Source organism: Asticcacaulis sp. YBE204, from assembly GCF_000495855.1.
GTDB lineage: Bacteria > Pseudomonadota > Alphaproteobacteria > Caulobacterales > Caulobacteraceae > Asticcacaulis.
This window is the reverse complement of record NZ_AWGF01000003.1, coordinates 172,458-198,526: the sequence shown is the minus strand read 5'-3', so window position 1 is coordinate 198,526 and position 26,069 is coordinate 172,458. Positions and strand designations below refer to the sequence as shown.

General features: G+C 61.1%; 29 protein-coding genes. 16 read left to right on the top strand and 13 right to left on the bottom strand.

The window, feature by feature from the left end:
• Window positions 1-201 precede the first annotated feature (201 nt).
• Window positions 202-621, top strand: coding sequence for an EF-hand domain-containing protein (locus AEYBE204_RS26905; protein ID WP_023461546.1), 420 nt, complete (start codon window positions 202-204; stop codon window positions 619-621).
• 57 nt (window positions 622-678) lie between these two features.
• On the opposite strand, the gene AEYBE204_RS26900 is transcribed toward AEYBE204_RS26905, so the two are convergent.
• The 3 genes from AEYBE204_RS26900 to AEYBE204_RS26890 form a co-directional block, all read right to left on the bottom strand.
• Entirely contained in the window at window positions 679-1,377 is a 699-nt protein-coding gene (locus AEYBE204_RS26900) for a pseudouridine synthase (protein WP_023461545.1), read from the bottom strand.
• Window positions 1,378-1,591: 214 nt separating this feature from the next.
• Window positions 1,592-2,614, bottom strand: a complete 1,023-nt coding sequence (locus AEYBE204_RS26895; RefSeq protein ID WP_023461544.1) for a class I SAM-dependent methyltransferase — start codon at window positions 2,612-2,614, stop codon at window positions 1,592-1,594.
• Between the two features lie 132 nt (window positions 2,615-2,746).
• Complete coding sequence (locus AEYBE204_RS26890) at window positions 2,747-2,956, bottom strand: cold-shock protein (protein WP_023461543.1); 210 nt, start codon at window positions 2,954-2,956, stop codon at window positions 2,747-2,749.
• A gap of 300 nt (window positions 2,957-3,256) precedes the next feature.
• On the opposite strand from AEYBE204_RS26890, the gene AEYBE204_RS26885 reads away from it, so the two are divergent.
• Both AEYBE204_RS26885 and AEYBE204_RS26880 read left to right on the top strand, forming a co-directional pair.
• The gene (locus AEYBE204_RS26885; RefSeq protein ID WP_023461542.1) at window positions 3,257-3,556 is read left to right on the top strand and encodes a hypothetical protein; all 300 of its coding nucleotides are present in this window, start codon (window positions 3,257-3,259) and stop codon (window positions 3,554-3,556) included.
• Entirely contained in the window at window positions 3,557-3,886 is a 330-nt protein-coding gene (locus tag AEYBE204_RS26880; RefSeq protein ID WP_023461541.1) for a cell division protein ZapA, read from the top strand.
• Window positions 3,887-3,982: 96 nt separating this feature from the next.
• Here AEYBE204_RS26880 and AEYBE204_RS26875 read toward each other — a convergent pair whose 3' ends face one another.
• Complete coding sequence (locus tag AEYBE204_RS26875; RefSeq protein ID WP_023461540.1) at window positions 3,983-6,274, bottom strand: glycoside hydrolase family 3 C-terminal domain-containing protein; 2,292 nt, start codon at window positions 6,272-6,274, stop codon at window positions 3,983-3,985.
• Between the two features lie 478 nt (window positions 6,275-6,752).
• Between AEYBE204_RS26875 and AEYBE204_RS26870 the strand changes: the two genes are divergently transcribed.
• The 5 genes from AEYBE204_RS26870 (at window position 6,753) to AEYBE204_RS26850 (ending at window position 10,233) form a co-directional block, all read left to right on the top strand.
• Window positions 6,753-7,241 (top strand): methylated-DNA--[protein]-cysteine S-methyltransferase, encoded by a 489-nt coding sequence (locus AEYBE204_RS26870; RefSeq protein ID WP_023461539.1) that lies wholly within the window; start codon window positions 6,753-6,755, stop codon window positions 7,239-7,241.
• A complete protein-coding gene (locus AEYBE204_RS26865; protein ID WP_031230111.1) occupies window positions 7,238-7,957 on the top strand; it encodes a 5-formyltetrahydrofolate cyclo-ligase in 720 nt (239 codons plus the stop codon). Before AEYBE204_RS26870 ends, AEYBE204_RS26865 begins: the two co-directional genes overlap by 4 nt.
• Window positions 7,957-8,790: a TIGR00282 family metallophosphoesterase gene (locus tag AEYBE204_RS26860; protein WP_023461537.1), complete on the top strand. Its 834-nt coding sequence runs from the start codon at window positions 7,957-7,959 to the stop codon at window positions 8,788-8,790. The genes AEYBE204_RS26865 and AEYBE204_RS26860 overlap by 1 nt, the downstream gene beginning before the upstream one ends.
• A gap of 168 nt (window positions 8,791-8,958) precedes the next feature.
• The gene (locus AEYBE204_RS26855; RefSeq protein ID WP_031230109.1) at window positions 8,959-9,717 is read left to right on the top strand and encodes a YebC/PmpR family DNA-binding transcriptional regulator; all 759 of its coding nucleotides are present in this window, start codon (window positions 8,959-8,961) and stop codon (window positions 9,715-9,717) included.
• 135 nt (window positions 9,718-9,852) lie between these two features.
• Window positions 9,853-10,233 (top strand): hypothetical protein, encoded by a 381-nt coding sequence (locus AEYBE204_RS26850; protein ID WP_023461534.1) that lies wholly within the window; start codon window positions 9,853-9,855, stop codon window positions 10,231-10,233.
• A 71-nt stretch (window positions 10,234-10,304) separates the two neighbouring features.
• On the opposite strand, the gene AEYBE204_RS26845 is transcribed toward AEYBE204_RS26850, so the two are convergent.
• Window positions 10,305-11,612 (bottom strand): hypothetical protein, encoded by a 1,308-nt coding sequence (locus AEYBE204_RS26845; protein ID WP_023461533.1) that lies wholly within the window; start codon window positions 11,610-11,612, stop codon window positions 10,305-10,307.
• Between the two features lie 11 nt (window positions 11,613-11,623).
• A complete protein-coding gene (locus tag AEYBE204_RS26840) occupies window positions 11,624-13,183 on the bottom strand; it encodes a tetratricopeptide repeat protein (RefSeq protein WP_023461532.1) in 1,560 nt (519 codons plus the stop codon).
• 354 nt (window positions 13,184-13,537) lie between these two features.
• Between AEYBE204_RS26840 and AEYBE204_RS26835 the strand changes: the two genes are divergently transcribed.
• Window positions 13,538-14,026: a GAF domain-containing protein gene (locus AEYBE204_RS26835; RefSeq protein WP_023461531.1), complete on the top strand. Its 489-nt coding sequence runs from the start codon at window positions 13,538-13,540 to the stop codon at window positions 14,024-14,026.
• Here AEYBE204_RS26835 and AEYBE204_RS26830 read toward each other — a convergent pair.
• Complete coding sequence (locus AEYBE204_RS26830; protein WP_031230103.1) at window positions 14,023-15,168, bottom strand: FAD-dependent oxidoreductase; 1,146 nt, start codon at window positions 15,166-15,168, stop codon at window positions 14,023-14,025. The two genes, AEYBE204_RS26835 and AEYBE204_RS26830, sit on opposite strands and share 4 nt — an antisense overlap.
• 149 nt (window positions 15,169-15,317) lie before the next feature.
• On the opposite strand from AEYBE204_RS26830, the gene ettA reads away from it, so the two are divergent.
• Window positions 15,318-16,985 (top strand): energy-dependent translational throttle protein EttA, encoded by a 1,668-nt coding sequence (gene ettA / locus AEYBE204_RS26825; RefSeq protein ID WP_023461529.1) that lies wholly within the window; start codon window positions 15,318-15,320, stop codon window positions 16,983-16,985.
• 187 nt (window positions 16,986-17,172) lie between these two features.
• Here the strand turns inward: ettA and AEYBE204_RS26820 are convergent, their stop codons facing one another.
• Both AEYBE204_RS26820 and AEYBE204_RS26815 read right to left on the bottom strand, forming a co-directional pair.
• Window positions 17,173-17,538 (bottom strand): hypothetical protein, encoded by a 366-nt coding sequence (locus AEYBE204_RS26820; protein WP_023461528.1) that lies wholly within the window; start codon window positions 17,536-17,538, stop codon window positions 17,173-17,175.
• 19 nt (window positions 17,539-17,557) lie between these two features.
• Entirely contained in the window at window positions 17,558-18,196 is a 639-nt protein-coding gene (locus AEYBE204_RS26815) for a hypothetical protein (RefSeq protein WP_023461527.1), read from the bottom strand.
• Between the two features lie 136 nt (window positions 18,197-18,332).
• Between AEYBE204_RS26815 and greA the strand changes: the two genes are divergently transcribed.
• Window positions 18,333-18,812, top strand: a complete 480-nt coding sequence (gene greA / locus AEYBE204_RS26810) for a transcription elongation factor GreA (protein ID WP_023461526.1) — start codon at window positions 18,333-18,335, stop codon at window positions 18,810-18,812.
• On the opposite strand, the gene AEYBE204_RS26805 is transcribed toward greA, so the two are convergent.
• The 4 genes from AEYBE204_RS26805 to AEYBE204_RS26790 all read right to left on the bottom strand — a co-directional run bounded on the left by AEYBE204_RS26805 (window position 18,809) and on the right by AEYBE204_RS26790 (window position 22,037).
• Entirely contained in the window at window positions 18,809-19,480 is a 672-nt protein-coding gene (locus AEYBE204_RS26805; protein WP_023461525.1) for a GNAT family N-acetyltransferase, read from the bottom strand. The genes greA and AEYBE204_RS26805 overlap by 4 nt on opposite strands.
• Before the next feature lie 4 nt (window positions 19,481-19,484).
• Window positions 19,485-19,844 carry a DMT family protein gene (locus tag AEYBE204_RS26800; protein WP_023461524.1) on the bottom strand — a complete coding sequence of 120 codons (360 nt, stop codon included), beginning with the start codon at window positions 19,842-19,844 and terminating at the stop codon, window positions 19,485-19,487.
• Between the two features lie 77 nt (window positions 19,845-19,921).
• A complete protein-coding gene (locus AEYBE204_RS26795; protein WP_023461523.1) occupies window positions 19,922-20,281 on the bottom strand; it encodes a hypothetical protein in 360 nt (119 codons plus the stop codon).
• Window positions 20,282-20,405: 124 nt separating this feature from the next.
• Window positions 20,406-22,037: a hypothetical protein gene (locus AEYBE204_RS26790; RefSeq protein ID WP_155908288.1), complete on the bottom strand. Its 1,632-nt coding sequence runs from the start codon at window positions 22,035-22,037 to the stop codon at window positions 20,406-20,408.
• Window positions 22,038-22,236: 199 nt separating this feature from the next.
• Here AEYBE204_RS26790 and ruvC point away from each other — a divergent pair, with 199 nt between their 5' ends.
• The 5 genes from ruvC (at window position 22,237) to AEYBE204_RS26765 (ending at window position 26,058) form a co-directional block, all read left to right on the top strand.
• Entirely contained in the window at window positions 22,237-22,821 is a 585-nt protein-coding gene (ruvC, locus tag AEYBE204_RS26785; protein ID WP_023461521.1) for a crossover junction endodeoxyribonuclease RuvC, read from the top strand.
• The gene (ruvA, locus tag AEYBE204_RS26780; RefSeq protein ID WP_023461520.1) at window positions 22,818-23,429 is read left to right on the top strand and encodes a Holliday junction branch migration protein RuvA; all 612 of its coding nucleotides are present in this window, start codon (window positions 22,818-22,820) and stop codon (window positions 23,427-23,429) included. The genes ruvC and ruvA overlap by 4 nt, the downstream gene beginning before the upstream one ends.
• Complete coding sequence (ruvB, locus tag AEYBE204_RS26775; protein ID WP_023461519.1) at window positions 23,429-24,475, top strand: Holliday junction branch migration DNA helicase RuvB; 1,047 nt, start codon at window positions 23,429-23,431, stop codon at window positions 24,473-24,475. Before ruvA ends, ruvB begins: the two co-directional genes overlap by 1 nt.
• 120 nt (window positions 24,476-24,595) lie before the next feature.
• Entirely contained in the window at window positions 24,596-25,093 is a 498-nt protein-coding gene (gene ybgC / locus AEYBE204_RS26770) for a tol-pal system-associated acyl-CoA thioesterase (RefSeq protein ID WP_023461518.1), read from the top strand.
• 257 nt (window positions 25,094-25,350) lie between these two features.
• Window positions 25,351-26,058: a MotA/TolQ/ExbB proton channel family protein gene (locus AEYBE204_RS26765; protein ID WP_023461517.1), complete on the top strand. Its 708-nt coding sequence runs from the start codon at window positions 25,351-25,353 to the stop codon at window positions 26,056-26,058.
• Window positions 26,059-26,069: the final 11 nt, after the last annotated feature.

Genomic DNA, 26,069 nt, shown 5'->3' with positions numbered 1-26,069 from the left:
ACTCGGATAATGCGGTTACAGATGTGGCCTTTATGACCCACGACCACGACTTTTGAATGTCTGCGCAGACATAATGCGCCATAATTCAGTCATATTACAGCGTTTTGTGAAATTCGCGCGCAATGTGCGGGAGCTAGTGTGAACGCTCCCATCTTTGGGTGTCGCGCAGGGAGTCCACCTGCGCTTTAGGAGGAAGTTCCCATGTTCAAACGTCTCTTTTTGGCCGCTGCGGCGGTGGTCGTGCCGCTGCTGGCCGTGCCGGTTTTCGTCTTGCCCGCCCTGGCGCAACCCGCACCGCCCAAACCGGATCGCCCGCCGCATCCGCCCGCCTTCGAGGACATCGATTCGAACAAGGACGGCAAGCTGACGCCGGAGGAATTCAAGGCCTTTGCCGACACGCACTGCGGCCCGCCAAAGGTGGACGCCAATGCCGACGGCAAGGTGTCGCTCGATGAGTTTCTCGCCCCGGCCAGGGCGCATTTTGCCGAGATCGATACCAATAAGAACGGCTTTATCGACGGAGATGAAAAACCGGCGCGCGGCGAAGGCGTTCGGATTCGTCACGGCGGAAAAGGCTTGCGCGGCGACCATCGCGGCCCGCCGCCTTGTGGCCCTAAGTAGGTTCAGAGCATGCTGCGAAAAAGTGGAAACCGGGTTTTCGCGCCAAGCCTGCGACCACTAAGAAATTAAGCTGTCGCGTTCGTCTGTCGTCAGCAATCGCCACTTGCCGGGTTCCAGCCCGCCGAGCGTCAGATCGCCCATCTGCGCCCGGTGCAGGGCCTCGACATGGTTGTCGACGGCGGCGAACATCCGCCGCACCTGATGGTAGCGGCCTTCATACAGGGTCAGGCGGGCGGTTTTTTCGCCCGTCTGTGCCATCTGCGCCGGTTTAAGCGGCGTCTTTTCCGATTCCAGCATCAGCTCGCCCGAGGCGAAGATCGCCGCTTCGTGCCCTTCGAGCGGGCGGGCCAGCGTGACCTCGTAGATCTTGGCGACGTGGTTCTTCGGCGAGATGATCTTGTGCAGATAGTCGCCGTCGTCGGTGAACAGCAACAGCCCCGACGTGTCGGCATCGAGTCGTCCGACGGTCGACAGCACCGGCTTGCGCTCGGAAAACCGTGACGGCAGCAGTTCGTAGACCAGCTTGCCGGTATCCTTCAGCGAACAGACATAGCCGGTAGGCTTGTTGAGCATCAGGACGACGCCGTGCGCCGGATCGAGTTTGCGCGCGTTGAAGCGGATATCCTCATGCGCAGTCTTCGCGTCGTCTTTCAGGACGGTGCCGTCGGCGTCGGTGACGATACCCATGCGGATATATTTCTGCACCTCCTTGCGCGAGCCGTAACCGAGGTTGGACAGGAGTTTGATCAGGCGCATTAGCGTTTTCCTATACCTCCCTGCACTTGTGCGGGGAGCCGGGCGGCCGGTGCCGGGGACCGCACGACGCGCGCAGCGCTAGATGCGGTGGTGGGGTGCCTTTAACCTAGGCTCAACAGATATATTTGTGGCATCGCTTACAATCCACCCCACCACCATTTGCTTTGCAAATGGTCCCCCTCCCCGCAGGCGGGGAGGTATAAGGACGGGCAATTCACTTCGCGTTGCCCTTGATCGCCTTGTACACCTTGTAATGGGTGTTCTCGGCGATCAGCACCGCCGTTCGGAACGCGGCTTTCAGCGTCTCTTCGTAGGGCAGGTGGCGGTTGGCGACCATATAGAACGCCCCGCCGGCTTTCAGCGCCGCTGCTGCCGAGCGGATAAAGGCCTGACCCAGTTCGTTGCGATCGGCGCGCCCTGTGTGAAATGGCGGATTAGCGACGATGAAGTCCAGGCCGCCTGTGATGCCTTTCGTCACATCGGCCCAGTGCAGGGCAACGCGGTCGCCGAAGTCTTTCAGGTTCTCCGCCGCGCTATCCAGCGCCCGGCGCTCGGCCTCATAGAGGTCTATGCGCGTTACGCCGGGCGATTTGCGCAGGACTTCGTCGGTCAGGTAGCCAAAGCCGCCGCCGAGATCGGCCCCGACACCGGACAGCACCGGCAGGTTTTTGACCAGCAGTTGCGAACCCTCATCCAGCCGATCCCACGCGAACAGGCCGGGACGGCTGACGAAACGGCCGTCCACGACCGGGCGCGGGGCATCCAGTTGCAACCAGGCTTCGATCAGGTCCGTGTCACGACCCTCATCGACCGTCGCCCAGAAGGCGCGGCACTTGTTCTTCGACAGGCTGGCTATATTGCCGGTGAGCGCCTTGAGGTCGTTTTCGACGGTCTTGGCGCCTTCGAGATTGGACACGCAGGCCAGCACGATACCACCCGGTCGCGTCGTCTGTACGGCGCGAGCCAGAAGCGCGCGGTATTCCTCGCGCTGACGCGGTGGCAGGACGAGGACGAGCGGGTAGGTCGCGCCGTCGTCGTGTTCGCGCACGGTAAAGCCGGCGCGTTTCAGGGTCTCGAAATCGGGCCGGAAGCTCTGATCGGCGATCAGTTTTGCCTTATCGAGGGTTTGCAGGGCGTGGCCGTAGCGCGCGCGCAGGAACAGAGCGGATGATTCTGGCCAGTCGAGGTGGCCATCTTCGAACGGCAACAGCAGGGTATCTAATACAGGATCGATCATGCGGGAGCCTATGGCACAAAGGGGCGCACATGGCTATCCCTTCTCCCCGCTCGCGAGGAGAAGGGATAAGGCAACAAAAAAGCCGCCCCATGCGGAGCGGCTTTTCAGAGCTTGAATAAAATCCGTGAAGTCTTAGGAGACTTGCAGGTTTTCAGCCGACATCTTGCCCGAACGCTTGTCGCGGGCCAGTTCGAACGAGACCTTCTGGCCTTCGTTCAGGCCGCGCAGACCGGCGCGCTCAACGGCCGAGATGTGCACGAAGATGTCGTTGCTGCCGTCGTCCGGCTGAATGAAACCATAACCCTTGGTGGAATTGAACCACTTAACCGTACCTGTGCTCATGACGAACCCTTTCAATGGTAACTAGATATCTCGATAATTGAATGGAAGTTCGCCGCTACGGTTTTGTCTCAAAGCCGCAAAAACAAAGTTGCAGTTCAAATAGTCGATGGCGCGGACCTTATAGGCATTAGGACAGGGCGTCAAACCCCAATCCGGCGATCACACGGACTTGAGGCAAACGGTTTCAGGCCCTGCCGGGGAATGGCCACATTCTGACGCTAGCAAACCGACGGGGTTCATTTTTCGCCTGACAGGCTGGATGGCTTGTTAAACCGGCGCAGTGGAAGTAAGGTACAAGCCATGGAAAATGCTCAGAACACGGTGCCTGCGGGCTCCAGTCTCGCTTCGGCGGTCGAACGTCTGGACAATGCCCTTGGGGCTTTGGAGAGCCGGGTCAAGGCGCTTCAGGTCAAGGCGGGCGAATTGCCGGCCGATTCGCTCGATCTGGTCGATGCGGCGGAGGCGGCGCGCCTCAAGGCCGAGATCGAGGCCTTGAAATCGCGCGAAAAGCTTCTGGAAGAGGCGTCGCGCGGCGCGTTCGAAGCCTTGGGCATCGCGGCCAAGGATATCCGTCAAATCCTCAGCGAGCAGGCAGCGTAGATGGCCGAGGTTACCGTCAAGGTCAATAACAAGCCCTATATGGTCGGCTGCGCCGATGGTCAGGAAGCCCGTGTGCAGGAACTGGCCCGCATCTTCGACGAGCACGTCGAGATGGTGGTGTCCGATATCGGCTCGATCGGTGAGGTGCGCCTGTTCCTGATGGCGTCGCTGCTGCTGATCGACGAGATGGAAGAGCTGAAGACGCAACTCGAAGCCGCGCAGTCGGCGCAGGCCCGCATGTCGGCGGGTGCCTTCGAGATCGAGCGCAAGGCGGCGTTTGCGATTTCCGATGCCGCCGAACGGCTGGAAAAGCTGGTCGGCGAGGTCTAGATTTTTTGATGGTCGCATGCTTGATGCGAAAAACCGGTTTCCACTTTTTCGCAGCATGCTCTACAATCGGGGTTTGGGGGCGGTGCCCCCAAGACCTTACTTCCCCCTCACATCATATTTCTGCCCCGCGAGCGTCACCTTGACCATGCTGACCGGGTCGGTAGCCGATTTCGCCAGAATGACCTGATACTCGCCCGCCGCGATGCTCCATGTCTTCGACGCGCTGTCGAAGATCGCCAGCAGACGCGGATCGACGCTGACCGTCACGGTTTTCGATTCGCCGGGCGCCAGCGCGACCTTGTCCCACGCACCGAGGCGCTTGGGCGCTTCCCACCTGGCGTTTACCGGGGCCGCGACATAGATCTGCGCCACGTCGGCGGCGGCGACCTTGCCCGTATTGGTCACGGTGAAGGTGATGCTCAGCCGATCACCGGCGGTCGCCGTCAGGCCCGTATAGCCGAAGCTCGAATAGGTCAGGCCGTGGCCGAAGGCGAACAGCGGTTTGTAACCCTTTTTGTCGAACCATTTGTAGCCGACCGCCGCGCCTTCGATATTGTAATCGACCTCGGTGCGCAGGTTGTTGTCCTTTGGGTCGCCGTCCAGCTTCGGGCGCGGCAACTGATCGAGCGCCGCCGGGAAGGTGACGGGCAGGCGGCCCGATGGCGAGACCTCGCCGGTCAGGACGCGGGCGATGGCCGTGCCGCCCTGCGTACCGGGATACCAGGCCTCGACCACCGCGCCGACCTTCGCCAGCCACGGCATGAACACAGGCCCGCCGGTTTGCAGCACGACGACGGTCTTTTTGTTGGCGCGCGCCACGGCGTCGATCAGGGCATCGCCATTACCGTCGAGCTTCAGTTCCGCATCGAGCGCTTCGCCCGTCCACTGCGTGCCGAAGACGATGACGACGTCGGCACCTCTGGCGGCCTGAGCGGCGGATTTGATGTCCTTGCCGTCGTGATAGACGATTTGTGCCTTGGTGCGGGTTTTGAGCGCGGCGACCGGCGAGTCCGGGTAATAGGTCAGCGGGCCGGGGAAACCCGACGGCCCAAGACCCATCCCGGCGACCGGATTACCGCCGCGGCCATAGACCTGGGACGAGCCGCCGCCGGACAGGACGCCCTTGTCGGCATGGCCGCCGATGACAACGATTTTCTTTGCGGTGGCGCTCAGCGGCAGCAAGCCGCCGGTGTTTTTGAGCAGGACGATCCCGCCTTCGGCGTCGGCCTGAGTCACCTTGGCGTGGGCGTCGAAGTCGATGCCCGTATCGGTGACCTGCTCGGCGATCGGATGGTCGATCAGGCCGGTGTCGAACATGGCCCACAGGATGCGCCGCGCCATGTCATCAAGCCGGGCGGGCGTGACATAGCCGTTGTCGACGGCCTCGCGCAACGCCCCGGCAAAATAGGGCGAGCGGTCGAAGGGATAGCCCGATTGCTGATCCAGCCCGGCATTGGCGGCGGGGATGCTCGAATGGGTCGCGCCCCAGTCGGACATGACATAGCCCTTATAGCCCCAGTCTTTTTTCAGGACCTCGTTGAGCAGGTAATCGCTTTCGCAGGCATAGACGCCGTTGACGCGGTTATAGGCGCACATGACCGAGGCGGGATCGCCGACCTCGATGGCGAACTGAAAGGCCAGCAGTTCCGACTGCCGCGCCGCCTGATCCGAGATATTCGACGACAGGGTGAAGCGGTTGGTTTCCTGACCGTTCAGCGCGAAATGCTTGACCGTCGAGATGATGTGGTTCGACTGGATACCGCGGATCTGCTCGCCGACGATGACGCCCGACAACAGCGGGTCTTCGCCGCCATATTCGAAATTGCGGCCGTTGCGCGGATCGCGCGTGCCGTTGACGCCGCCCGCCAACTGCACATTGAAACCCGACAGGCGCGCCTCCTTGCCGATCATCGCCCCGCCGGCGAAGGCCAGTGTGCGGTCCCAGGTCGCCGCCGTCAGAATCCCCGACGGCAGGGCGGTGCGCTGACGCGGATTGTCCCCGGCCTGCGATGCGACGCCGGTACCCGCATCGGTTTGCCACTGGTTGGGGATGCCGAGACGCGGCACGCCGTAGACGAAGCCCGCCGACTGATGACGACTTTCCTTCGGTTGTTTCCAGTTCAGGCCGTTGATGTCGCCCCGCGCATTGATCCAGTCGCCGTTCGAGGCGAAGTGTCCGAAGACGAGGGTCAGCTTTTCGCCCTGTGTCATCTCCTTGAGCAGCAGTTCCGCGCGCGTATCGGCATCGAGCGCCGGATTCATCCACGGGCGGGCTTTCGGGGCCTCAGCGGTGGGCGGGGTCTGCGCCAGAGTCGGGGCGGTAGAAGCAGCCATCAGGGCGAGGGCAAGCGCGGCGGACGCCAGAAGGCGCGGTTTCTCATGACGCATGGAGATGTTTCCTGAACCTGTTTTTTTATTGCCTTAGTCATATGACGAGATTGAATGTCTGTGAAGTCATTTTTTATGACATCGATGTCTTTTTTGTGTGGCGTACCGACAGTCGCCATGTCCTTTACGGCAGCCGAACCGGGGCCGCAGGACATAACCCCGTGTCCTGCGCTTTATGACGGCTTTGCGAAAGCGATGCGGCTTCCCCCTTGTAACTGGGAGCGGGAAGGCCTAAATTAGCCGTCGGCGGGTCTTGCTGCGGCTCACGTCAGCGATCACCTAATCCTTCTGACCTTAATCTCTTAGAACGGGGACTGTCCCTGACTAGGGCCGTGGCCCTTATCACATGGTTCCCACCTGACTAGTCAGGTCCTGAGTGGATTTAAACGCTTCGCAACGGTTCATACGCGGCGCCGCCACATTACATAAAAGACCTCCGGAACACCGGGGGTTTTTTATTGTGCGAAACGAGGGACGAATGGCCTTTGTCTTTAAATATCTGCCCTCGCCGATGGGCAAGCTTACTCTAGTGGCCAGCGATAAAGGTCTGGTGGCCGTGCTGTGGGAAGACGACAAGCCGAACCGCGTGCCGCTGAAAGCATTGGAGGAGGGCGATACGCCGATCCTCGCCCAGGCCGAACAGGAATTAAGGGAATATTTCGCGGGTGAACGCACGGTCTTTACGGTGCCGCTCGATGCGCAGGGCACGTCATTTCAGAAAAGTGTCTGGGACGCCTTGAGCGGTATTCCGTTCGGTGAAACGCGCAGCTATGGGCAACTGGCGCGGCAACTCGGTAACCCTGCGGCCATGCGCGCGGTGGGGGCCGCCAATGGCCGCAATCCGATCTCCATCATCGTGCCGTGTCACCGCGTCATCGGTGCGTCGGGCAAGCTGACCGGATTTGCGGGCGGTCTGGAGGCCAAGGCCTATCTCTTGGAACTGGAACAGGGCGGGCGGCTGCTGTGAAGGATGTAAAGGCGGCTTTGCGTAAAGAGATGAAGGCGCGACGCGCGGCCTTGGCGGCGGCCGATCCGCAGGCCGGTGAAGCGCTGGCCGCAGCGTTCGAGGCGCGGGGCGACTGGCCCGAAACGGGCGCGGTGGTCGCCGGTTTCCATCCGATGCAGAGCGAGATCGATCCCCTGCCGCTGCTGATGCGCTTTCACGCGCGAGGGTATGCGCTGGCCTTGCCGTGTTTAGTGCCGCCCTTAATTTTAGCACCTCCCCTGATATCAGGGGAGGTGGATTCGGGACCGAAGGTTCCGAAGACGGTGGGGTTATCACCGTCGGTTAACCCCCCTCCGGCTTCGCCGGTTTCCCCCCTGATATCAGGGGGGATGCAAATGATCTTTCGTGCCTACGATCCAATCGCGCCCTTGGTCGAAGGCCCTTACGGCATCTGGCAGCCCTCCCTGGATGCCGCCGAAGTCCTGCCCGATATCGTTCTGGTGCCGCTTCTGACTTTCGACAAACAGGGCGGGCGACTGGGCTATGGCGGCGGATTCTACGACCGGGCTTTACACTATCTTAAGGCGGTGAAACCGGTTAAGGAGAGACCTTTGATGCTGTGGGGCATAGGGTTTTCCGGTCAGGAAATCGCCGAGGTCCCCATGGAACCCCACGATCAGCGTCTCGACGCCGTGCTGACCGAGCGCGGGCTCACCGAGATTAGAAAGACCTTTTAATGCGTTTTGCCTTTTTCGGAGATGTGGTGGGCCGTTCGGGCCGTGACGGTCTGACCGAGCACCTGCCGTTCATCAAACGCGCCCTCGACCTCGAATTCGTCATCGTCAACGCCGAAAACGCCGCCTCCGGGTTCGGCGTGTCGGAAAACACCGCACGGCAATTGTTCGACGCCGGGGCCGATTGCCTGACGCTGGGCAACCATTCGTGGGATCAGAAGGAAGCCCTGACCTATATCGTGCGCGAGCCGCGTTTGATCCGGCCGCTGAACTATCCGCCGCTGGCCGACGTGCCGGGGCGCGGGGTCAATCTGTTCGAGACGGCGTCGGGCAAGCGTATCGTCGTGATGAACGTACTGGGTCTCGTCCACATGCAGTCGATGGACGATCCGTTCGCCGCCGTCGACAAGGCTTTGGAAGGCGCACCGCTCGGCCTCGTCGCCGATGCCGTCGTGGTCGATATGCACGCCGAAGCCACCTCGGAAAAAATGGCTATGGGGCATTTCTGCGACGGCCGCGCCTCGCTGGTCATCGGGACGCACACCCATGTCCCGACCGCCGACGCGCAGATTCTGCCCGGCGGCACGGCCTATCAGACGGATGCCGGGGCCTGCGCCGACTACGACAGCGTCATCGGTATGGACAAGGAAGAACCCCTGCGTCGTTTCACCACCCGCATCGGCAAGGAGCGCTATAAACCCGCTTCGGGTCCGGCGACCGTGTGCGGTGTCTTCGTCGAAACCGACGACAAGACGGGCCTGGCCACGCGTATAGAACCGATCCGCGTCGGCGGCCGCCTCAAGACGGTGTTGCCAGAGTTGCAGGTTTCGGTTTAGAAGCAACGCACTTCGGTGATGTAAGGCTCCGACGACGGGTCGTACTCCCATAAAAGCAAACATGCGGAAAATTCTCGAAGGGCCGCCCCGAGAGAATTTTCCTCGATATTGATAAACACAAAAAAGTATTCGGCCTTGGCCGAAGACTTTATTTGTGAGTGAGGACTTATGGCTGGCCATAGTAAATTCAAGAACATCATGCACAAGAAGGGACGCGCCGACGCCGTGCGTTCCAAGCTGTTTTCCAAGCTGTCGCGCGACATCACCGTCGCCGCCAAGTCGGGTATGCCCGACCCGGCGATGAACCCGCGCCTGCGTCTGGCAGTCAACAACGCCAAGGCCGAGTCCATGCCCAAGGACAATATCGACCGCGCCATCAAGAAGGGCGTCGCCGGCGATGCGGATACCCTCGAAGACATCCGCTACGAAGGCTTCGGTCCGCAAGGCATCGGCATCATCGTCGAGGCCCTGACCGACAACCGCAACCGCACCGGCGGCAATGTCCGTTCGTATTTCTCCAAGCACGGCGGCAATCTGGGCGAAAGCAACTCGGTCAGCTTCATGTGGGACCGTCTGGGCCAGATCGAATACCCGCTGAAGGCCGGTTCCGCCGACGCCATCATGGACGCCGCCATCGAAGCCGGTGCCGCCGACGTTGAAACCGACGAGGACCCGGAAGAGGGCGGTCACCTGATCTTCACCGCCTATGAAGATCTCAATGCCGTCACCGAAGCGATCTCGAAAGTTCTGGGCGACCCGAAGTCGACCAAGTTCATCTGGAAGCCGCAAACCCTGTCGCCGATCACCGGCGATCCGGCCAAGACTCTGATGAAGCTGCTCGATGCGCTGAACGACGACGACGATGTGCAGGCGGTCTACGCCAACTTCGACATCTCGGACGAAGAGCTGGAAGCGCTGGGGGCGTAAATATTGAGAGGCGGATCGTAAGGGGCCGCCTTTTTCGTTGCGCGGAAACGACAGACTGTTTTTCGTGTCGGCAAAGGCTTGTCTCACCCGCAATCTGTGTCAGTATGCGCCGTTAACCATTTTCGAGGGATTGGTATGAAACGCGTTGCCGTAATCTTGGGGGGAGCCGGTCTTCTGTGCGGAGGCCTGTCGGCGTGCAGCGATCCCAACTATGCCTATGTGCCGGTAGATAACCGCACCCAGGCGCAAAAGGCCGAGGCCTGCGTCCAGCAGTTCGAGCCGACCGGTCAGGCCCCGCAGGTCATGACCTACGACTCGCAGAGCAAGACCGAGGTCCACCTCAATCAGGAGGGCAAGGTCGTCACCGTCACGGCCCAGAACAAGCCCGATGCCACGGCGCTCGGTATGGAAGGCAAGGTAGGCGGCTCGCGTCCGACCACCTGCACCGACGCGACTGTGGCCCGTGGCGGTCCGGCACCCGAAAAGCCCAAGAACAGCTGGTGGTGGAAGAAGTAGGTTTCGCCCGACAGACATAAAAAACCCCGCCTCGATGAGGCGGGGTTTTTTATTGCGGGTCAGTCAACGGCTTATTTCGAGGCGACCATCAGGCGCGGCCAGTATTCGCTGAACATATATTGCTTGGTGGCGTCGGACGGGATGTCGAATTCCGAGCCCTTGTACCACGGGGTGCAGGTGCGCTGCGCCGGGTCGAGATTGCCCCATTTCAGGTTCGGGCAGGCTTCCGGCGAAGCGTCGATCTGATTGTCCACGGCGCGGATTTCACCGCGCGACGAGGCGAGAATGCCCGCCGTATGAACGCGGGCGATCTGATTGGTGCCGATAAAGCCCGTGCCGCTGTCGATATTGATGGCGATCTCTTCCGACAGAATCTTGTTGTCGATGATGCGTACGCGGTTGAGCGCCGAGGTGATGCCGTGCGTCGAATAGTCGATCAGCGAGCGCGACAGCAGGGCCTCGCCCGCGCCGGACAGCTGGATGGCCTCGGCGAAGAATTCGACGCGCATGTCGTCCATGTTGAGGATCGAGTCGCTGGAGTCGAGCTTGATCTCGATGCCGACGGCGCCTTCACCGCGCTCGAACCCGCGCCAGTCGGCCAGTTGCTGCACCGTGACGCCCTGCATCTGCGAGTCGCCGTTCAACACCGCATAGAGCCCGCCCGAGGTCGAGGTGATGCCGGTCTGTTCGGCGAACAGTTGCGCTGAATTCACGGCTACGGCCACTGTGCGCGTCTTGGCTACGATGAAGGATGAGATGAGGTTCAGCCGTCCGCCGGCGATGTGCAGGGCGGCGCTGTCGCCTTCATAGCGGATGGTCGTGTTTTGCAGGGTCACTTCGGCGTTCGAGGCGTAGATACAGGCCGATTGCCCGCCGCGGCGCGACTCGATCATCATGTTTTTCAGCACGACGCGATCGGCGGCCGGGTTGATGCGCAAGCAGGATTCGCCGTCCGGCGCGACCAGCACCGGCAGGCGCGGATCGCTGCTTTCGCCGATAATGGTGATACGGTTATTGATCAGCAGGCTGGCCACGCAGGACCGGTTGCGTGCGATCAGCTTGATCACGCCGCCCGGACGCATCCGGCGCACGGTCTCTTCGACATAGGCCTGACGGGCGGTGTCGCAATTGATCGTCGCGTTCCAGGTCGAGCCGTAATAGCCGTAGCGTGGCTTGGGCTTATAGACCTTGCCGTGGCAGGTCTTGAGCTGATAGTCGAGCAGCACGCCGAAGCACGGACGGGTCAGGCCTTCGGTGCGGGCGGCGCTATAGCCCGTATAGGCCGATTGCGCGGCGGCGGGCGCGGCGGTGAAACCGGCGGCGGCCAGCGCGAAGGCGGCGGCGACAACGGTAAGGATGCGGGTGATGGCGGTTTTCATGGTCATGTCCCTCATCGTCCCGGATTGGCCGACACCTGCGCCAGAACGGCTTGCAGGCGCGAGGCCGACGGCTTGTACCCGGCCAGCGCCGAATCGAGGCGCAGCACCACGGCGGACGCCTTGTCCTGATCCGCAACACCGCCGAGGCCGAGCGCGAAATAGGTCGACATGGCGAAGCGCGCCTCGGCGGAGCCCTGCTTTTCGGCCTCCTGATACCAGTAATAGGCGCGGGCATAGTCGGCGGGGACGCCGACGCCTTCGGAATACATGACCGCCAGCACCAGCTGCGCGTCCTTCGATCCGTTGGTCGCGGCCAGCTGAATGGCGCGCACCTTGTCGAGATTGGTCAGGCGCGCCCCGTCGGGACGGCCCAAAATCCCGCGCAGGGCGGCAAGTGTTTGCGGCGAGACGCGACCGGGGCCGCTGCTGACCGGCGCTTCGGGGCGTTGAACCGGCTGAAGATCGCCGTCGTTGGGTCCGAGCGGACCCTGATCGTGATATTGATCGCTGACGCGGTTATAGGCGCCGCCCGGCGGCGGGCCGGGCTGGGCCAGGTCGAGATAGACCAGCGCGCGCCAGACGTGGATGAACGGCAGTTCGTCCATGCGCGACAGGGCGTATTCGTAGGCGTCGTTGCGCGGGCGGCTCTCGTCCGAGTGCGGTACGCCGCCGGTCGGTGCCGTCGGCGGATAGAACTCGTAGGGCGCGACCCAGCGCTTGGCCTTCGCTTCGACGAAGGCCCCGTAGCGGTTGCGGTCGGGCGACGAGCGCTCGAAATCCTTGAGCATCACGTAGGAGCCGACATCGCCGGTTTCGGACGCTTTGTAGTTATAGAGATAGGCGTCGACATCGTTACGCTGGAACAGCGAAATGACGTTCGGGCGACCGTCGACCGGGTTGCGCATCATGGCGCGCACGGCTTCGCGGTTGTCGGCGGGCTCACCCATCGGGCCGTATTGGGCGTCATACAGACGGCCCAGCGTCCGGAAACCGTCGGCCCCCAGTTGCGCCTGTATATAGATGACGCGGTCGCGGACCTTGTCGCGCTCGGAATTGTCCATCCGCTCGAGGTTGCGCTCAAGCTGACGATAGGCGTTGGCGCGTTCGACCGCCCGGCACTTGTCGAAGCGCGAGGCCATCTGCCCGTTCTTGAGCGTGCGGTTGATCGGCGCGAAGCCTTCCGGGTTGGTCAAAGCCATGACCAGCCACACCGAGGCCTCGATCGGGTCTTCGAGGTTCTTGTCCGTCGCGCGCACCGCCATATAGCGGTTGGCCAGTTCAAGCTGCGAGAAGAAGTCGTTGGCGAAGGCGTGCTTGCGGAAGTAGCGGATCGCCCGTTCCTGATCGTTGAACCCGCCGGCATCGGCCATCGGCGGACGCGGGCAACCGGTCATACCGCGCGCGGCGTCGCCACCGCCGCCACCGGGCCAGTCAACGAAGACGTCGCAACCGGCCAGCGGCAAGGTGAGGGCAGTCAACAGCAACAGGGACGCGGCCCGAAGCGGCGCGCGGTTCGCTGTCGTCCGTTCGGTCAGGCGGCTGGTCTTTCGACCGGTATCGCCGGACCTCATGTCCTTGCTCATTGACATCACGCATCGCCCCGACATGCGTCGGCAAAATATGGTTAACAAAATCTTTTCTGAGGGATTGCGTGGACTGTCAAGCACCGTACCGGCAGGCCGCAGATATAGCGGTCAAGCGTTGCCAGATTGTCGCGAAAACGTCCTTGCCCCGAACTGTCGTTCAACCCCTCGAATAACGGGGACAACATGCGTTAAATCGCAGGCCTTGGCCAGAAAAAAGTGTTAATGAAGTGACGATTAGTGCCCGATTTCGTGTCGAAGCCGATAAATATGTATCGGGTTTTTATAATTTCCCCGTATGCGCGAAAAATGCGCATCAAATGCCAGCGTCACAGGTAAAATATGCTCACCGCGTCTCAGAAAACGGAAATCTATCAGTCCCTTAAAAAGGAAATCCTGTCGGTTCTGGATAACGAATTCGACCGCGTGGCGCAGATGGCCTCGATCGCCTGTCTGGCCTCGCAGGCCTTCGAGAGCTGGTTCTGGACGGGGTTTTACATCGTCGATCAGGTAAAGAAGGCGCAAGGCGTCGATGAACTGGTTGTGGGGCCGTATCAGGGAACGCTGGGCTGCCTGAGAATCGACTTCAAACGCGGCGTCTGCGGGGCGGCAGCGCGTGAAAGAACCACGCAAATCGTACCGGATGTCCACGCCTTTCCGGGGCACATCGCCTGCGATTCCCGCACCAATTCCGAGATCGTCGTGCCGGTCTTCGATAAGGCGGGCGAACTGATCGCCGTGTTCGATGTCGATTCGGAGTCATACTCGACTTTTGACGAGACCGACCGGGAGCATCTGGAGGATATTCTGGCGGCGGTTTTTAGCGCTTAAACCACTCTATAGGCGTCGCGAAACTGCGCCACCGTCAGGCGCGCGTGGTCGATGTCAGGCGCTTCGTTGGCGTCGTTCCAGCCCAGTCCGTCGTGCGGCCCGACCTGCTGGACGATGATGCCGTCTCGCCGCGCCATCGCCATGATGCCCTTGTAGCGAAAACCGTAGTGAACATCCGCTTGCGGCGGCAACCAGGCGATCTGACCGCGCACGGGCAGGATCGTCTCATCGCTCCACAGCGTCCGCGCGCCATAGCCCGTGCAGTTGAAGATGACCTTTTCGGGGAGGCGCGCCACGTCCTTCGGCGAGGCGAAATCCGCCGGGACGAAGCGCCCGCCAGCGATCAGGAAGTCCTGCTCAAGCTGATGCGCGTAGGCGGCAATATTGAAGATCAGGGTTGGACGCACATTCACCAGTTCGGCGTTAAAGGGATGCAATTCGCGATCCACCATGTGGCCGCGGGGTATGGTGCCGTGTAAGCGGTTGCTCAGATAGACACAGCCCGGATCGGGCGGCAGGTTCGCCGGGATTAAGGCCGGGTCCATCTCGCTATTGGAATGGTAATGATCCATCCATTCGACCGGCGCGCCCGGTAATCCCAAATAGGCATTGTGCATCGTCCATGACCGCCGCGCCATGCGCTCCCACTGATCGGCAAAACCGGTAGGTGCCGCCGAGGTCAGGGCCACACGCGAATCCGGCGTCCAACTGCCCGTCGCCCCGCCGGATCGCACGAAGGGATACCGCTCGCGCGCATAGATCGTCACCTGCATCCCGGCGCGCTGCGCGGCCAGGGCCTGAGTCAGGCCGATGGCGCCCGCGCCGATCACCGCGACTTTTTGTGGTTTGGCCAAAAGTGGCCTTGAGGGCGCCAGTCGAAGCGCTTCGGCCGCCGATCCCCACGACAGCGACCAACCCGACCCGCCGTGGCCGTAGTTGTGGATGATGGTCTTGCCGCCGATCTTTTCGGCTTCGATGCGCGGACCCGTCGCGCGAAACGGCCTGAGGCACACTGTGATCTTGAATATTTCCGATGGCGACAATCGTAGCGGCACGAGTCCGCCCGCCGTCTGTGCCCGCGCGGGCAGGGCGGCGCCGATCAGGCCCGCCGTGCCCAACTGTATCAATCGCCGACGATCCATCCTTGCCCCCGTTGCGCGCGCAGCAAGATTGCCCGGACAATGGACGCTTGGCAATCGCATCAATCGGATTAAGCCTTGAGATTTTAGGCGCGGACGGCTACACCGCGCACAACTCATCCCACACGCAAGATTCAAAGGGTGCCGCACGCATGGCGCAGCAATATATTTTCCAGATGCAGGGCCTGACCAAGCATTACCCCGGCGGTAAGAAGGTCTTCGAAAACATCTGGCTCTCCTTCTATTCCGACGCCAAGATCGGTGTGGTCGGGGTCAACGGTTCGGGTAAGTCGACCCTGCTCAAGATCATGGCCGGGATCGACAAGGAATTTTCCGGCGAGGCGCGCGCCGCCGACGGTACCAAGATGGGCTACCTGCAACAGGAGCCGCATCTGGATGACAGCAAAACCGTCTGGGAAAACGTCATCGACTGGTGCGAGGAAAAGAAGACCTTCGACCGGTTCAACAAGGTCGCCGAGCAGATGGGCGAGGAATATACCGACGAGCTGATGGAGGAGATGAACGCCCTTCAGGAAAAGATCGACGCCGGTGACCTGTGGGATATCGACTCGCGCATCGAAATGGCCATGGACGCCCTGCGCTGCCCGCCGAACGACAGCGAAGTCACCAAGCTGTCGGGCGGTGAAAAGCGCCGCGTGGCTCTGGCCCGTCTGCTGCTGTCGAAGCCCGACATGCTCCTGCTGGACGAACCGACCAACCACCTCGATGCGGAATCGGTCGCCTGGCTTCAGCACCACCTCGAAAACTTCCCTGGCTGCGTCATCCTCGTCACCCACGATCGCTACTTCCTCGATCAGGTGACCAAGTGGACGCTGGAACTCGACCGCGGCAAGGGCGTGCCCTACGAGGGCAACTATTCCGGCTGGCTGGAGCAGAAGCAGAAGCGCGTCGTGCAGGAGCAGTCCGAATCCGAAGCCCGTCAGCGCGCCCTGACCAAGGAACTGGAATGGGTTCGTTCGGGTGCCAAGGCCCGTCAGTCGAAGTCGAAGGCCCGTCTGGCGGCCTATGACGACATGGTGCGCGAACAGGAAAACGCGCGTCAGGCGCAGTCCTACGCCACCATTACCATCCCGCCGGGGCCGCGCCTCGGCAATCTGGTGCTGGAGGTCAACGGCCTCGAAAAGGAATTCGGCGACAAGGTCCTGTTCAAGGATCTCACCTTCCGCCTGCCGCCCAACGGTATCGTCGGTATCATCGGCCCGAACGGCGCCGGCAAATCGACCCTGTTCAAGCTGATCACCGGCGTCGAACAGCCCGACGCCGGCACGATCAAGCTCGGCGAAACCGTCAAGCTGGCCTATGTCGATCAGTCGCGCGACGACCTGAACCCCGAACACACCGTCTGGCAGGCCATTTCCGGCGGCACCGACGTCATGGTGGTCGGCAAGCGCGAACTCAATTCGCGCGCCTATGTCGGTGGCTTCAACTTCAAGGGCGGCGACCAGCAGAAGAAGGTCGGGCTCCTGTCCGGCGGTGAGCGCAACCGTGTCCACCTGGCCAAGACGCTGGCTTCGGGCGGCAACGTCATCCTGCTCGATGAACCGACCAACGACCTCGATATCGAAACGCTTCAGGCCCTCGAAGAGGCGCTGGAAGAATTCGCGGGCTGCGCCGTGGTCATCTCCCACGACCGCTGGTTCCTCGATCGTCTGGCGACGCATATCCTGGCGTTTGAAGGCGACAGTCACGTCGAATGGTTCGAAGGCAACTTTGAAATGTACGAAGAGGACAAGAAGCGCCGTCTGGGCACCGACAGCCTGATCCCCAAGCGTATCAAGTTCCAGAAGTTCGCCCGGTAGGGCCACAGGCCCTACACCCCTGACTTGGAGCGGGTGGCGAAATTAGCGTTACGACAACAGGCGGGGATCGTGCATCCTCGCCTGTATTATTGTCTTCCTCCTCCTACGCAGTGGGGAGGTGGCGCGCTGAGCTTTAGCGAAGGCGTGACAGAGGGGTATCGTGTCAGATGAAATCTACTGACAAGCTTCAATTTAAGCCCTCGACCGTATGGGGTTTTAAAGCCCGGATCAAAAGCGTTTGGCGCTCGGTGTGCAGGTCATGTTGCTGAATATATTCATCGACCGTGGCTGTAACGGCAAGCACGAATGGATCATCAGAGGCAAAGTGGTGACCGGCTGGCCAAGGTTCTTCTTTGGCCAATTTTTCGCGACAGGCATCGACCAGTTGTTCTACAAACGGACTGAGTAGAACCTCTGCCTTAGCTGTGCCGGTTTCGGGAAATTTGGCCGAAAGTACAATGGTTTGAAACGCGACAAGCTTGGACCAGCTGTCTATGTCGATAACCAGACCTCTTTCGGTTTCATCAATTTGTAAAGCCGATATCATCTGCATTCACTCATTTTCCGCCATATCAGATCCGCCTTTTCGCTTTAAATACCAAGGTGCTGGCGACCAGCGCCCATGCGGCAATAAGCGATCCGACGACAGGGTCGTAGGGATTGTTTTCAAGCGTCAGAGTGAGCAGGTCACAGGCATAGACCACAAGACTGACGGCAAAAATGATAACGGCGAACAATAGCCTCAATACCGGCTTGAAAAAGCTGCGCAGCCTTATGGCTAAGGCCAGCCAATAAATGAAGCTCACTGCCAATATGCCCAAACCGATATATTGATGCGTAACCGGAAACAGATCAGGCGGTATAAGGCTGCCCCACAATCCGTACGCCAGAATGAAACCGATCAAGACCAGCCGCGACAGACTGTAATCTTCAAGAGAATCTTTTGTTTCGCCATAACCGGTCAGATGACGTGGATATGGATTGAAACCGTCTTCATATAAATGGGCTGTCTTTCGGGTTTTGGATTTTCTGGCACCCGCACGTTGAAACCAGAAAATTATAATTAAACCAAGCACTAAAATCATATTGGCAACGACTTCCATCGTTGGCGAGAGGTTGCCGTTCCGCGATGACTGACGCAATTCCAACAGAAATATCAGACAAAGCATAAGTCCGAGCCAGCCGATGGCTTTTATGATTTTCATCAGCATCACGTTCCCCTGGGTGCGCTAAATCCAAACCAGCTTAAGGCATATGGCATTTAAAACCACCAAAAACCGTCGTTAGTATCTGCACGCTAGGCAAGGTGACGTTGCCAATGCTCATTGCACGGCTCTATAATATCCCATGAGCGTTGCCTTTACTAAAGACGAAGACCACGAAGCCGCTGCCGCCAATCTGCCGGATCGGCCCATTTCTGCGCATCCCAATCTGGTGACACCCGAAGGGCTGGCGCAGCTTGAAGCCGCCTTTGCTGCGGCCCGGCTGGCCTATACGACGGCGCAAGGAGCGTCGGACATCAGCGACGACCGGACGGCGATGGCGCGCGCGACACGCGATCTGCGTTATTACACGGCGCGGCTGGGGTCGGCCCAACGCATCGAGCCGGTCAGCGCGCCGGACAAGGTCGTATTCGGCTGCACGGTCGATATCCTGCGTGAGGACGGTCGTGAACAGACCTATCGCATCGTCGGCGAGGATGAAGCTGATCCGGCGCAGGGCCTGATCTCCTATGTCTCGCCTATGGCGCGTGCGCTGATGGGCCGCGAAGTCGGCGACGAAGGACAGGTGTCTGGCGCGACGGTCGAAATCACGGCGATTCGCTAATCAGGCTTGTCTAAAATCGTCAGCCTCATCGTCGCGCGGTATTCGAAACCCAGCGATTCATACAGTCTGATGGCGATCGGATTGTCGCGATAGGTATGCAGGAACGGCTGCTCGCCCCGATCGAGGATGCGCTGCATGACCTGACGCATCAGGCCCGGCGCATAGCCCCGCCCGCGAAAGTCGGGATGGGTGCATACCGCGCTGACCTCGGCAAAGCCCGGCATCCGCATCCGCTCTCCGGCTATGGCCACCAAGCGGCCTTCGTGCCTGATGCCGATAAAGGCGCTCAGTTCGTGGGTACGCGCAGCGAACGGCCCCGGCTTGGTGAGACGTGCGAGTGTCAGCATTTCCGGGCCGTCGGCATCGGTCAGCGGTATGATATCGAAATCAACAGCACCGGGCGTGACGGATTTGGCCAGCATCTGATTGAGCGTCGCCTGACGGGCGATAATAAAGCCTTCAGGTGCATTGAAAGGCTCTCGCTCGACGATCCACAGGCCGTCCGGGCCGGGCGTCAGGTCGGTGAGAGAGGGGGCGGCCCTGTCAGCCGCAGCGGCAAACGGACCAAAGGCGGGATCGAGTTGTCGCACCGCCGCCGTGCCTTGCGACCGGTCGGCCCAGGCGCTGGTCAGCGCATTCCACACGGGACGGTCGAGGACGTGGGTCATCGCTTTACCCCTTGTAGAAGATGAACCCGGCACCCGCCGCGATCAGCACGAAACCGACCACGTGCGTCCAGCGGATCGCTTCGCCCAGATAAAAGACGGAAAAGACGACGAAAACGCTCAGGGTGATGACTTCCTGAATCGTCTTGAGCTGCGCCGCATTGAACGTGCCATAGCCGATACGATTGGCCGGCACCATCAGGCAGTATTCGAAAAAGGCGATGCCCCAGCTTAGAGCGATCGCCACCCACAGTTTTTGCGATTTGTCCTTGAGGTGCCCGTACCAGGCGAACGTCATGAAGACGTTGGAGGCGATCAGCAGCAGGACGGTGGCAAGCGCCGGATGAAGTGTAGAAAAGGATGGCATGGACGACTCGCGGCAAAGGACCGCTCATCCTTATTCACAATGCCTTGGGGGTGCAATCCGGCTTTAGGCTCTGAACTCTAAGCTCTCGGCGGCTGGTAGCCCGAATCCTGAACGCAACGCTTGATCAGCTTGTCGCGTTTCTTGGGGTCCATGTCGATGATGGTGACGGCGGAATCTTCGGACTGCACGTCAATCGGGGTCGAGGGGTTGAGCGACGGATGGACGCTCCAGTGATTGCGCGCCTTCATATAGTCCTGCGGCGACAAGGCCTTTTTGCCGTTATCCGGGTGCTTCATGGCGTAGGTCAAGGCACCGAGGCAGGTATAGGCCTGAGGGCTGGGATTATAGCTGTCGGCCTTGCCATCGAAGGGGTTGATGGCGGCGGTCGCCGGAGCGGCAACAACGCACAACGTCAAGATAGCCAGCTTCAATCGCATGTGGATAGCCCCTGAAAACGCTAAATGCGTAACGCTGTCACGGAGGTAATCATTGTTGTGAAAAAGCCGCAAGTAAAAAATTAATGAAATTTAATGCGACAAGAATGACACATTTACTAAACGGTTATGCCGTAAGGCGTTCAGCATCTTTACGGGCGTTTTCGGCCATCGCTTTTAATCCGGCGTGGTCCGGCACGCGGGCGGATAATTCGGCAAAGACGCGATGGGCGTGCTGATACAAGGGTGCAGCCTTGGCCCGTTCGCCCTGCATTTCACGCAATTGCGCCAGCTTGGCCAGCGAAATGGCGTGGGCCGAGCGCAGTTGCAGGTTGTCGGGCGCCTCAGCCGATTGCACACCCTTGATCTGGCTTAGTTCTTCAAGCGCCTGCGCCGTGTGGCCGAGGTGCCCGGCCTTTTGCGTCAGGTCGGCATATTGTGTGAGCAGGTCCAGACGCGTGTCGCGGTCGGTAACGACGCCCAGCGCCCTGCCGATGACCGGCAGCAGCTTTGGCGTCTCTTCGGCCATGCGGTAGCGGTGGACGAGGTACATATGGATATTGCCGTCGGCGGGATCGAGCGCCGACACCTGCTCATAGGCCTTCATGGCGTTGGCGTCGTCGCGGCCCATATGCAGCGCGCCGTAGATGCGCCACATCTCGGCGGCCTGAGGCGCCAGACCGGCAGCAGCCCATTCCCCGGCCTGCTGTTCGATGACGTCCGCCGCGCCGTTCAGGTCGCCGCGGCTCAGACGCGCGAAGGCGTCGCGGCTGGTGATGGCATTGTCGCGATAAAGCTGTTCGACGCGGACGCTCAGTTCGCCCTCGGCGATGGCGCGGGTACTGTCCGGCCATTCGGTAAGCGCGGTATGGACGGCGGTTTTGATCTCGCTTTGCGGATCGACCGGCGGCGTTTCGGCGGTGGGTTCCAGCACGACGGAATCGAGCAGTGGGTCACCGCCGCTGAGGTCGAGGGCTTCGGACAGGGCCTTGTATTCCGCCGTTGACTTGACGGGCTCATCCGCTTCTACGCGGGCCGCATGGACCTCGGCGACGCTGGTCACCACGGCGGGGGCGGGAGACTCCATGAAGCGCATGGCGGAGTTGATGACCGCATTGATGTCGGCGGGCGGCGAGGCGTCGTTTGTCTTGTCCGGCGCCTCGGCGAGCAGGGCGGCGGCGATGGGATCGGCAGGCTCGACCTCGGTCGTTTCGACCACGGGTTCAGGTGCAGATTCAGCGACGGATTCCGTTACGGGCTCGGTGACGGGTTCCGGACGGAACGGTATGATTTCGGCGCTGACGGTCTCGACCGGCTCGACGACCGGAGCCACTATCGGCGGCACATACGATGCGGGGGCAGGGGCTTCGAAACGCAGCGAGGCCTTGCGCGTATTGTCGGCGACCAGTTGCGGCGCGGGCGGCACCACCGGTTCAGGCGCGGGCGTTTCTTCAGCGACGGGGGCGGGGCGTTCGGCCTTTGCGACGCGCGGCTTGCGGACGGGCTTCATCGACTTGGGCGTCATCAGGCTGACCAGCGTCCCCACGACGCCGACGAGGAACAGAAGCACGCCCAGCACCAGCAGGCCCGACATGGTCGGCGCGATGCGCGCCCAGTCGATCCAGTCGCCGAGGAACAGGCCGGCGCTCAGCGGTGCGCCGCCCTTGATCAGGGCCAGCGCCACCAGACCGGCGGCGATTAGGCTCAAACCTATGAACAATCCTGCATTGGCGCGGCTGTGACCCGTGGTCTCCGGCATGTTCATAAACCCCCAAAACTCAGTTCTAAATGAAACCTTAACCCCAAGGACGGGCCGTTGACAATTGGTTCTTGTGCCAAAGGCGGGCGGATTGCCCGATTCCGGCCTTATTTGAGCGAGTGTTGCAAACCATACGCCAACACCATGACGGCAAGAATTGCCGATTGCGCGCGGGATCGGCCTCGGCTAGTCTGAACGAATGGAGAACAACGGGATTCGGATCATCGGGCTCGACCCCGGCCTGAGGCGGCTGGGCTGGGGCATTATCGACATGCACGGGGCGCGGCTGAACTGGGTCGCGCACGGCGTCATCCTGCCCGACGACAAGGCCGATCTTTCCGTGCGGCTGCTCTATCTGTTCGAGGCACTGGAGAAGGTCGTTGCCGAATATAAGCCGCACGAAGCGGCGATCGAAGAGACCTTCGTCAATATGAACCCGTCCTCAACGCTGAAACTGGGCCATGCGCGGGCGGCCGCCATGCTGGCCCCGGCGCGGGCGGGCCTGAGCGTGGCCGAATACGCGGCGCTCGATATCAAGAAGTCGGTCGTGGGCGCGGGTCGCGCCGACAAGGATCAGATCCTGTTCATGGTCAAGCGCCTGCTGCCGCGCGCGGCGACGGCGGAGAACGGCCTGACGGCGGATATGGCCGATGCGCTGGCCTGCGCGATCACCCATGCGCATAAGCGTAAGATGCGGAATCTTGAGCGCCTCCCGAAAAGTGTTGAGCGGTTTTCGGAATCAGAGGCGCGACCACTTAAAAAGACTAAGAGGACGGCGGCATGATCGGACGGCTGCGCGGTATATTGCTGGAAATCGAGGACGACGAGGCGCTGGTCGAGGTGCGCGGCGTCGGCTACATCGTCAAGTGCGGCGTGCGCAGTCTGGCCAATATGGCCAATGGCGCCGAGGTCATCCTCCATATCGAAAGCCAGACGCGCGAAGACGGCACGCGGCTTTACGGCTTCCTGTCGAAGGACGAGCGCAAGACGTTTCAGCAATTGCTCGGCGTGCAGGGCGTCGGCCCCAAGGCCGCCCTGTCGGTGCTCGATATCCTGACGCCGCAGGAATTGGCTCAGGCCGTGGCGACCGAGGACAAGAGCCGCGTCGGCAAGGCCAATGGTGTCGGGCCCAAGCTGGCCCAACGCATCGTTATCGAACTGAAAGGCAAGTCGCTCAGCGTTACCGAAGGCTTCGTGCCGGTAATCGGGCACACGGCGGCGGCTTCCGCGCCGGTGGCCAGTGTCAATGGCGAAAGCGTTGCGGCCCTGATGGGGCTGGGGATTTCCGAAGCGCAGTCGCGTCAGGCCGTCGAGGCTGCGGTGCGCGAACTGGGCCCCGAAGCGGAACTGGCGGCGGTGATCCGCGCCTCGCTTAAGGTAATAGGACGATAATGGCGCGCATCATTTCAGGCGAACCGACCGACGACGAGGTCGAGCGTTTCGCGCAGGACCGTGCGCTCAGGCCGCAGACCTTCGACGATTTCGTGGGGCAAGGCCCGCTCAAGGCCAATCTCAAGGTCTTCGTTCAGGCTGCCGGCGCGCGCAAGGAAGCGCTGGACCACGTCCTGTTCTACGGCCCGCCGGGTCTCGGCAAGACGACTTTGGCGCAGATCGTCGCCAAGGAACTGAAGGTAGGGTTCCGCGCGACCTCTGGCCCCATGCTGGTCAAGGCCGGGGATCTGGCGGCCATCCTGTCGAACCTTGAGCCGAACGACGTCCTGTTCATCGACGAAATCCATCGCCTGTCGCCTACCGTCGAGGAAATCCTCTATCCGGCGATGGAAGACTATGTGCTGGACCTGATCATCGGGGAGGGACCGGCGGCGCGCACCGTGCGCATCGATCTGGTGCCGTTCACGCTGGTCGGGGCGACGACGCGGGCCGGTCTTTTGTCTCAGCCGCTGCGCGACCGCTTCGGCATCCCGCTCAGGCTTGAATTCTATACGCCCGAAGAACTGGTCCGTGTCATCATCGGCACGGGGCGCAAGATGGGCGCGACGCTCAGCGAAGACGGGGCGCTGGAGATCGCCTCGCGGTCGCGGGGCACGCCGCGCGTCGCCGGTCGTCTGCTGCGCCGGGTGCGCGACTTCGCCACCGCCGAAGGGGCCGAGATCATCGACAAGAAGGTTGCCGCGCGGGCCTTGGCCCGGCTGGAGGTCGATCCGTCGGGCCTGGATCAGCTCGATCGCCGCTACCTGATGGCGATGATCGAGAACTATAATGGCGGACCGGTCGGCTTGGAGACTATCGCCGCTGCCATCGCCGAGGCGCGCGACGCCGTCGAGGACATGATCGAACCCTATCTGATGCAGCAGGGCTTCATCCAGCGCACTCCGCGCGGACGCATGGCCTGTGCGCGGGCCTACACGCATCTGGGGCTGACGCCGCCGCCGAATGGGTCGGTCGCGCCGCCGATGGGTGATCTGTTCGATAATTAAAGAACTGTGGCTTTCGTCCCACGGTCGTACCTTGCAGTGCAAAAAGAGATAGCCGAATCCCCTGTCTCGCGTTAGGATTCCTGTGACTCTGTAGTTTGTGTTTGGCAGTCGGGGCGGCGTATGAAGGATATCGATTATCTGGTCGAAGGCGCGCTGTCGGGCTTTATCGACGGACGCACCCATTCCCTGCCGATCCGTGTCTATTACGAAGACACCGACTTTTCCGGCGTCGTCTATTACGCAAACTATCTCAAATATTTCGAGCGCGGGCGCTCCGATTTCATGCGCTGCCTCGATATTCACCACTCCGAACTGGCAAAGGGCGAAGACCCGCTGGCCTTTGCCGTGGCGGAGGTCACCGTGCAATATAAAGCACCGGCGCGTATAGACGATGTTTTGTGGGTCCGCTCCGAAATCGATTACGGGCAGGGCGCGCGTTTCTATCTGACACAGCGCATCGAGTGCAAGGGTAAGCTGCTGTGCAGCGGCAAGCTGCAACTGGTCTGTATCGACATGGCCTCGCGCCCGCGCCGTCTGCCGAAAAGTCTGCTCGATATCGTGCGGACCAAGTTCCTGCCGGAATATCAGCGCGGTAGCCAGCCGACCGCGGCGGGGTAATTTCTTACAATACCCGTTATCCCGAAATTTGTACCGCGTTCGCCATATTAATGTCACCAGCTTTCGGGCATGGTGTGTCCCATAAGGGTTCTGCGTTTACGGAACCCGTTTCATTTGTCCATTTTGCGCCTTTAAAATTTTTTGAGCATGGTTAAGGTATCGCCTCTCTCCGGTGAGGCGTGTCGTGGATTTATCCGTCGCGCTATATCTTTATCGCCGTTTTAAAGCTCGCCCGACCGTTTTCTGAGGAGTCGTTCATGGAAACCGCCCCCGTCGCTGAATCGCTCAGCTTTATCGACCTGTTCGTACACGCCGACTGGGTGGTCAAGAGTGTCATGATCCTGTTGGCCGTCGGTTCGTTGTGGTCGTGGGCGATCATCATCGACAAGACGCTCAAGCTGGGCAAGCTCAACAAGGAGGCCGCCGGGTTCGAGGCTGAACTGTCATCGGGTCGGGCGCTGGAAGACATCGCCGCGAAACACGGCACCCAGCCGAAGGAACCCTTCCCCAAGCTGCTGGTCGCGGTGACTTCGGCCTGGGGCGACTATAAGGGCAAGACGATTTCGGCCAGCCAGGGCGACCTTCTGGTGGCGCAGATCGACCGCGAACTGAACCACGTCATCGCCACCGAAGCCGATGTGATGGAAGACGGGCTGAGCCTGCTGGCGGTCGTCGCCACGGCTTCGCCCTTCGTCGGTCTGTTCGGCACGGTTTGGGGCATCATGAACGCCTTCTCGGCCATCGCGTCGCAGGGCGACACCAATCTGGCGACCGTCGCGCCGGCCATTTCGGAAGCGCTGTTCGCCACGGCCATCGGTCTGGGCGCGGCCATCCCGGCCTATATCGCCTACAACCTGTTCAACGCGAAGGTGGCGCGCTTCACCGGCCGCCTCGAAGGCTTTGCCGACGAACTGATGGTCTCGGTGACCCGTCGCCTAGGCGATAAGCTCGGCGGCACGCGGTAAAGGGAGGGTAC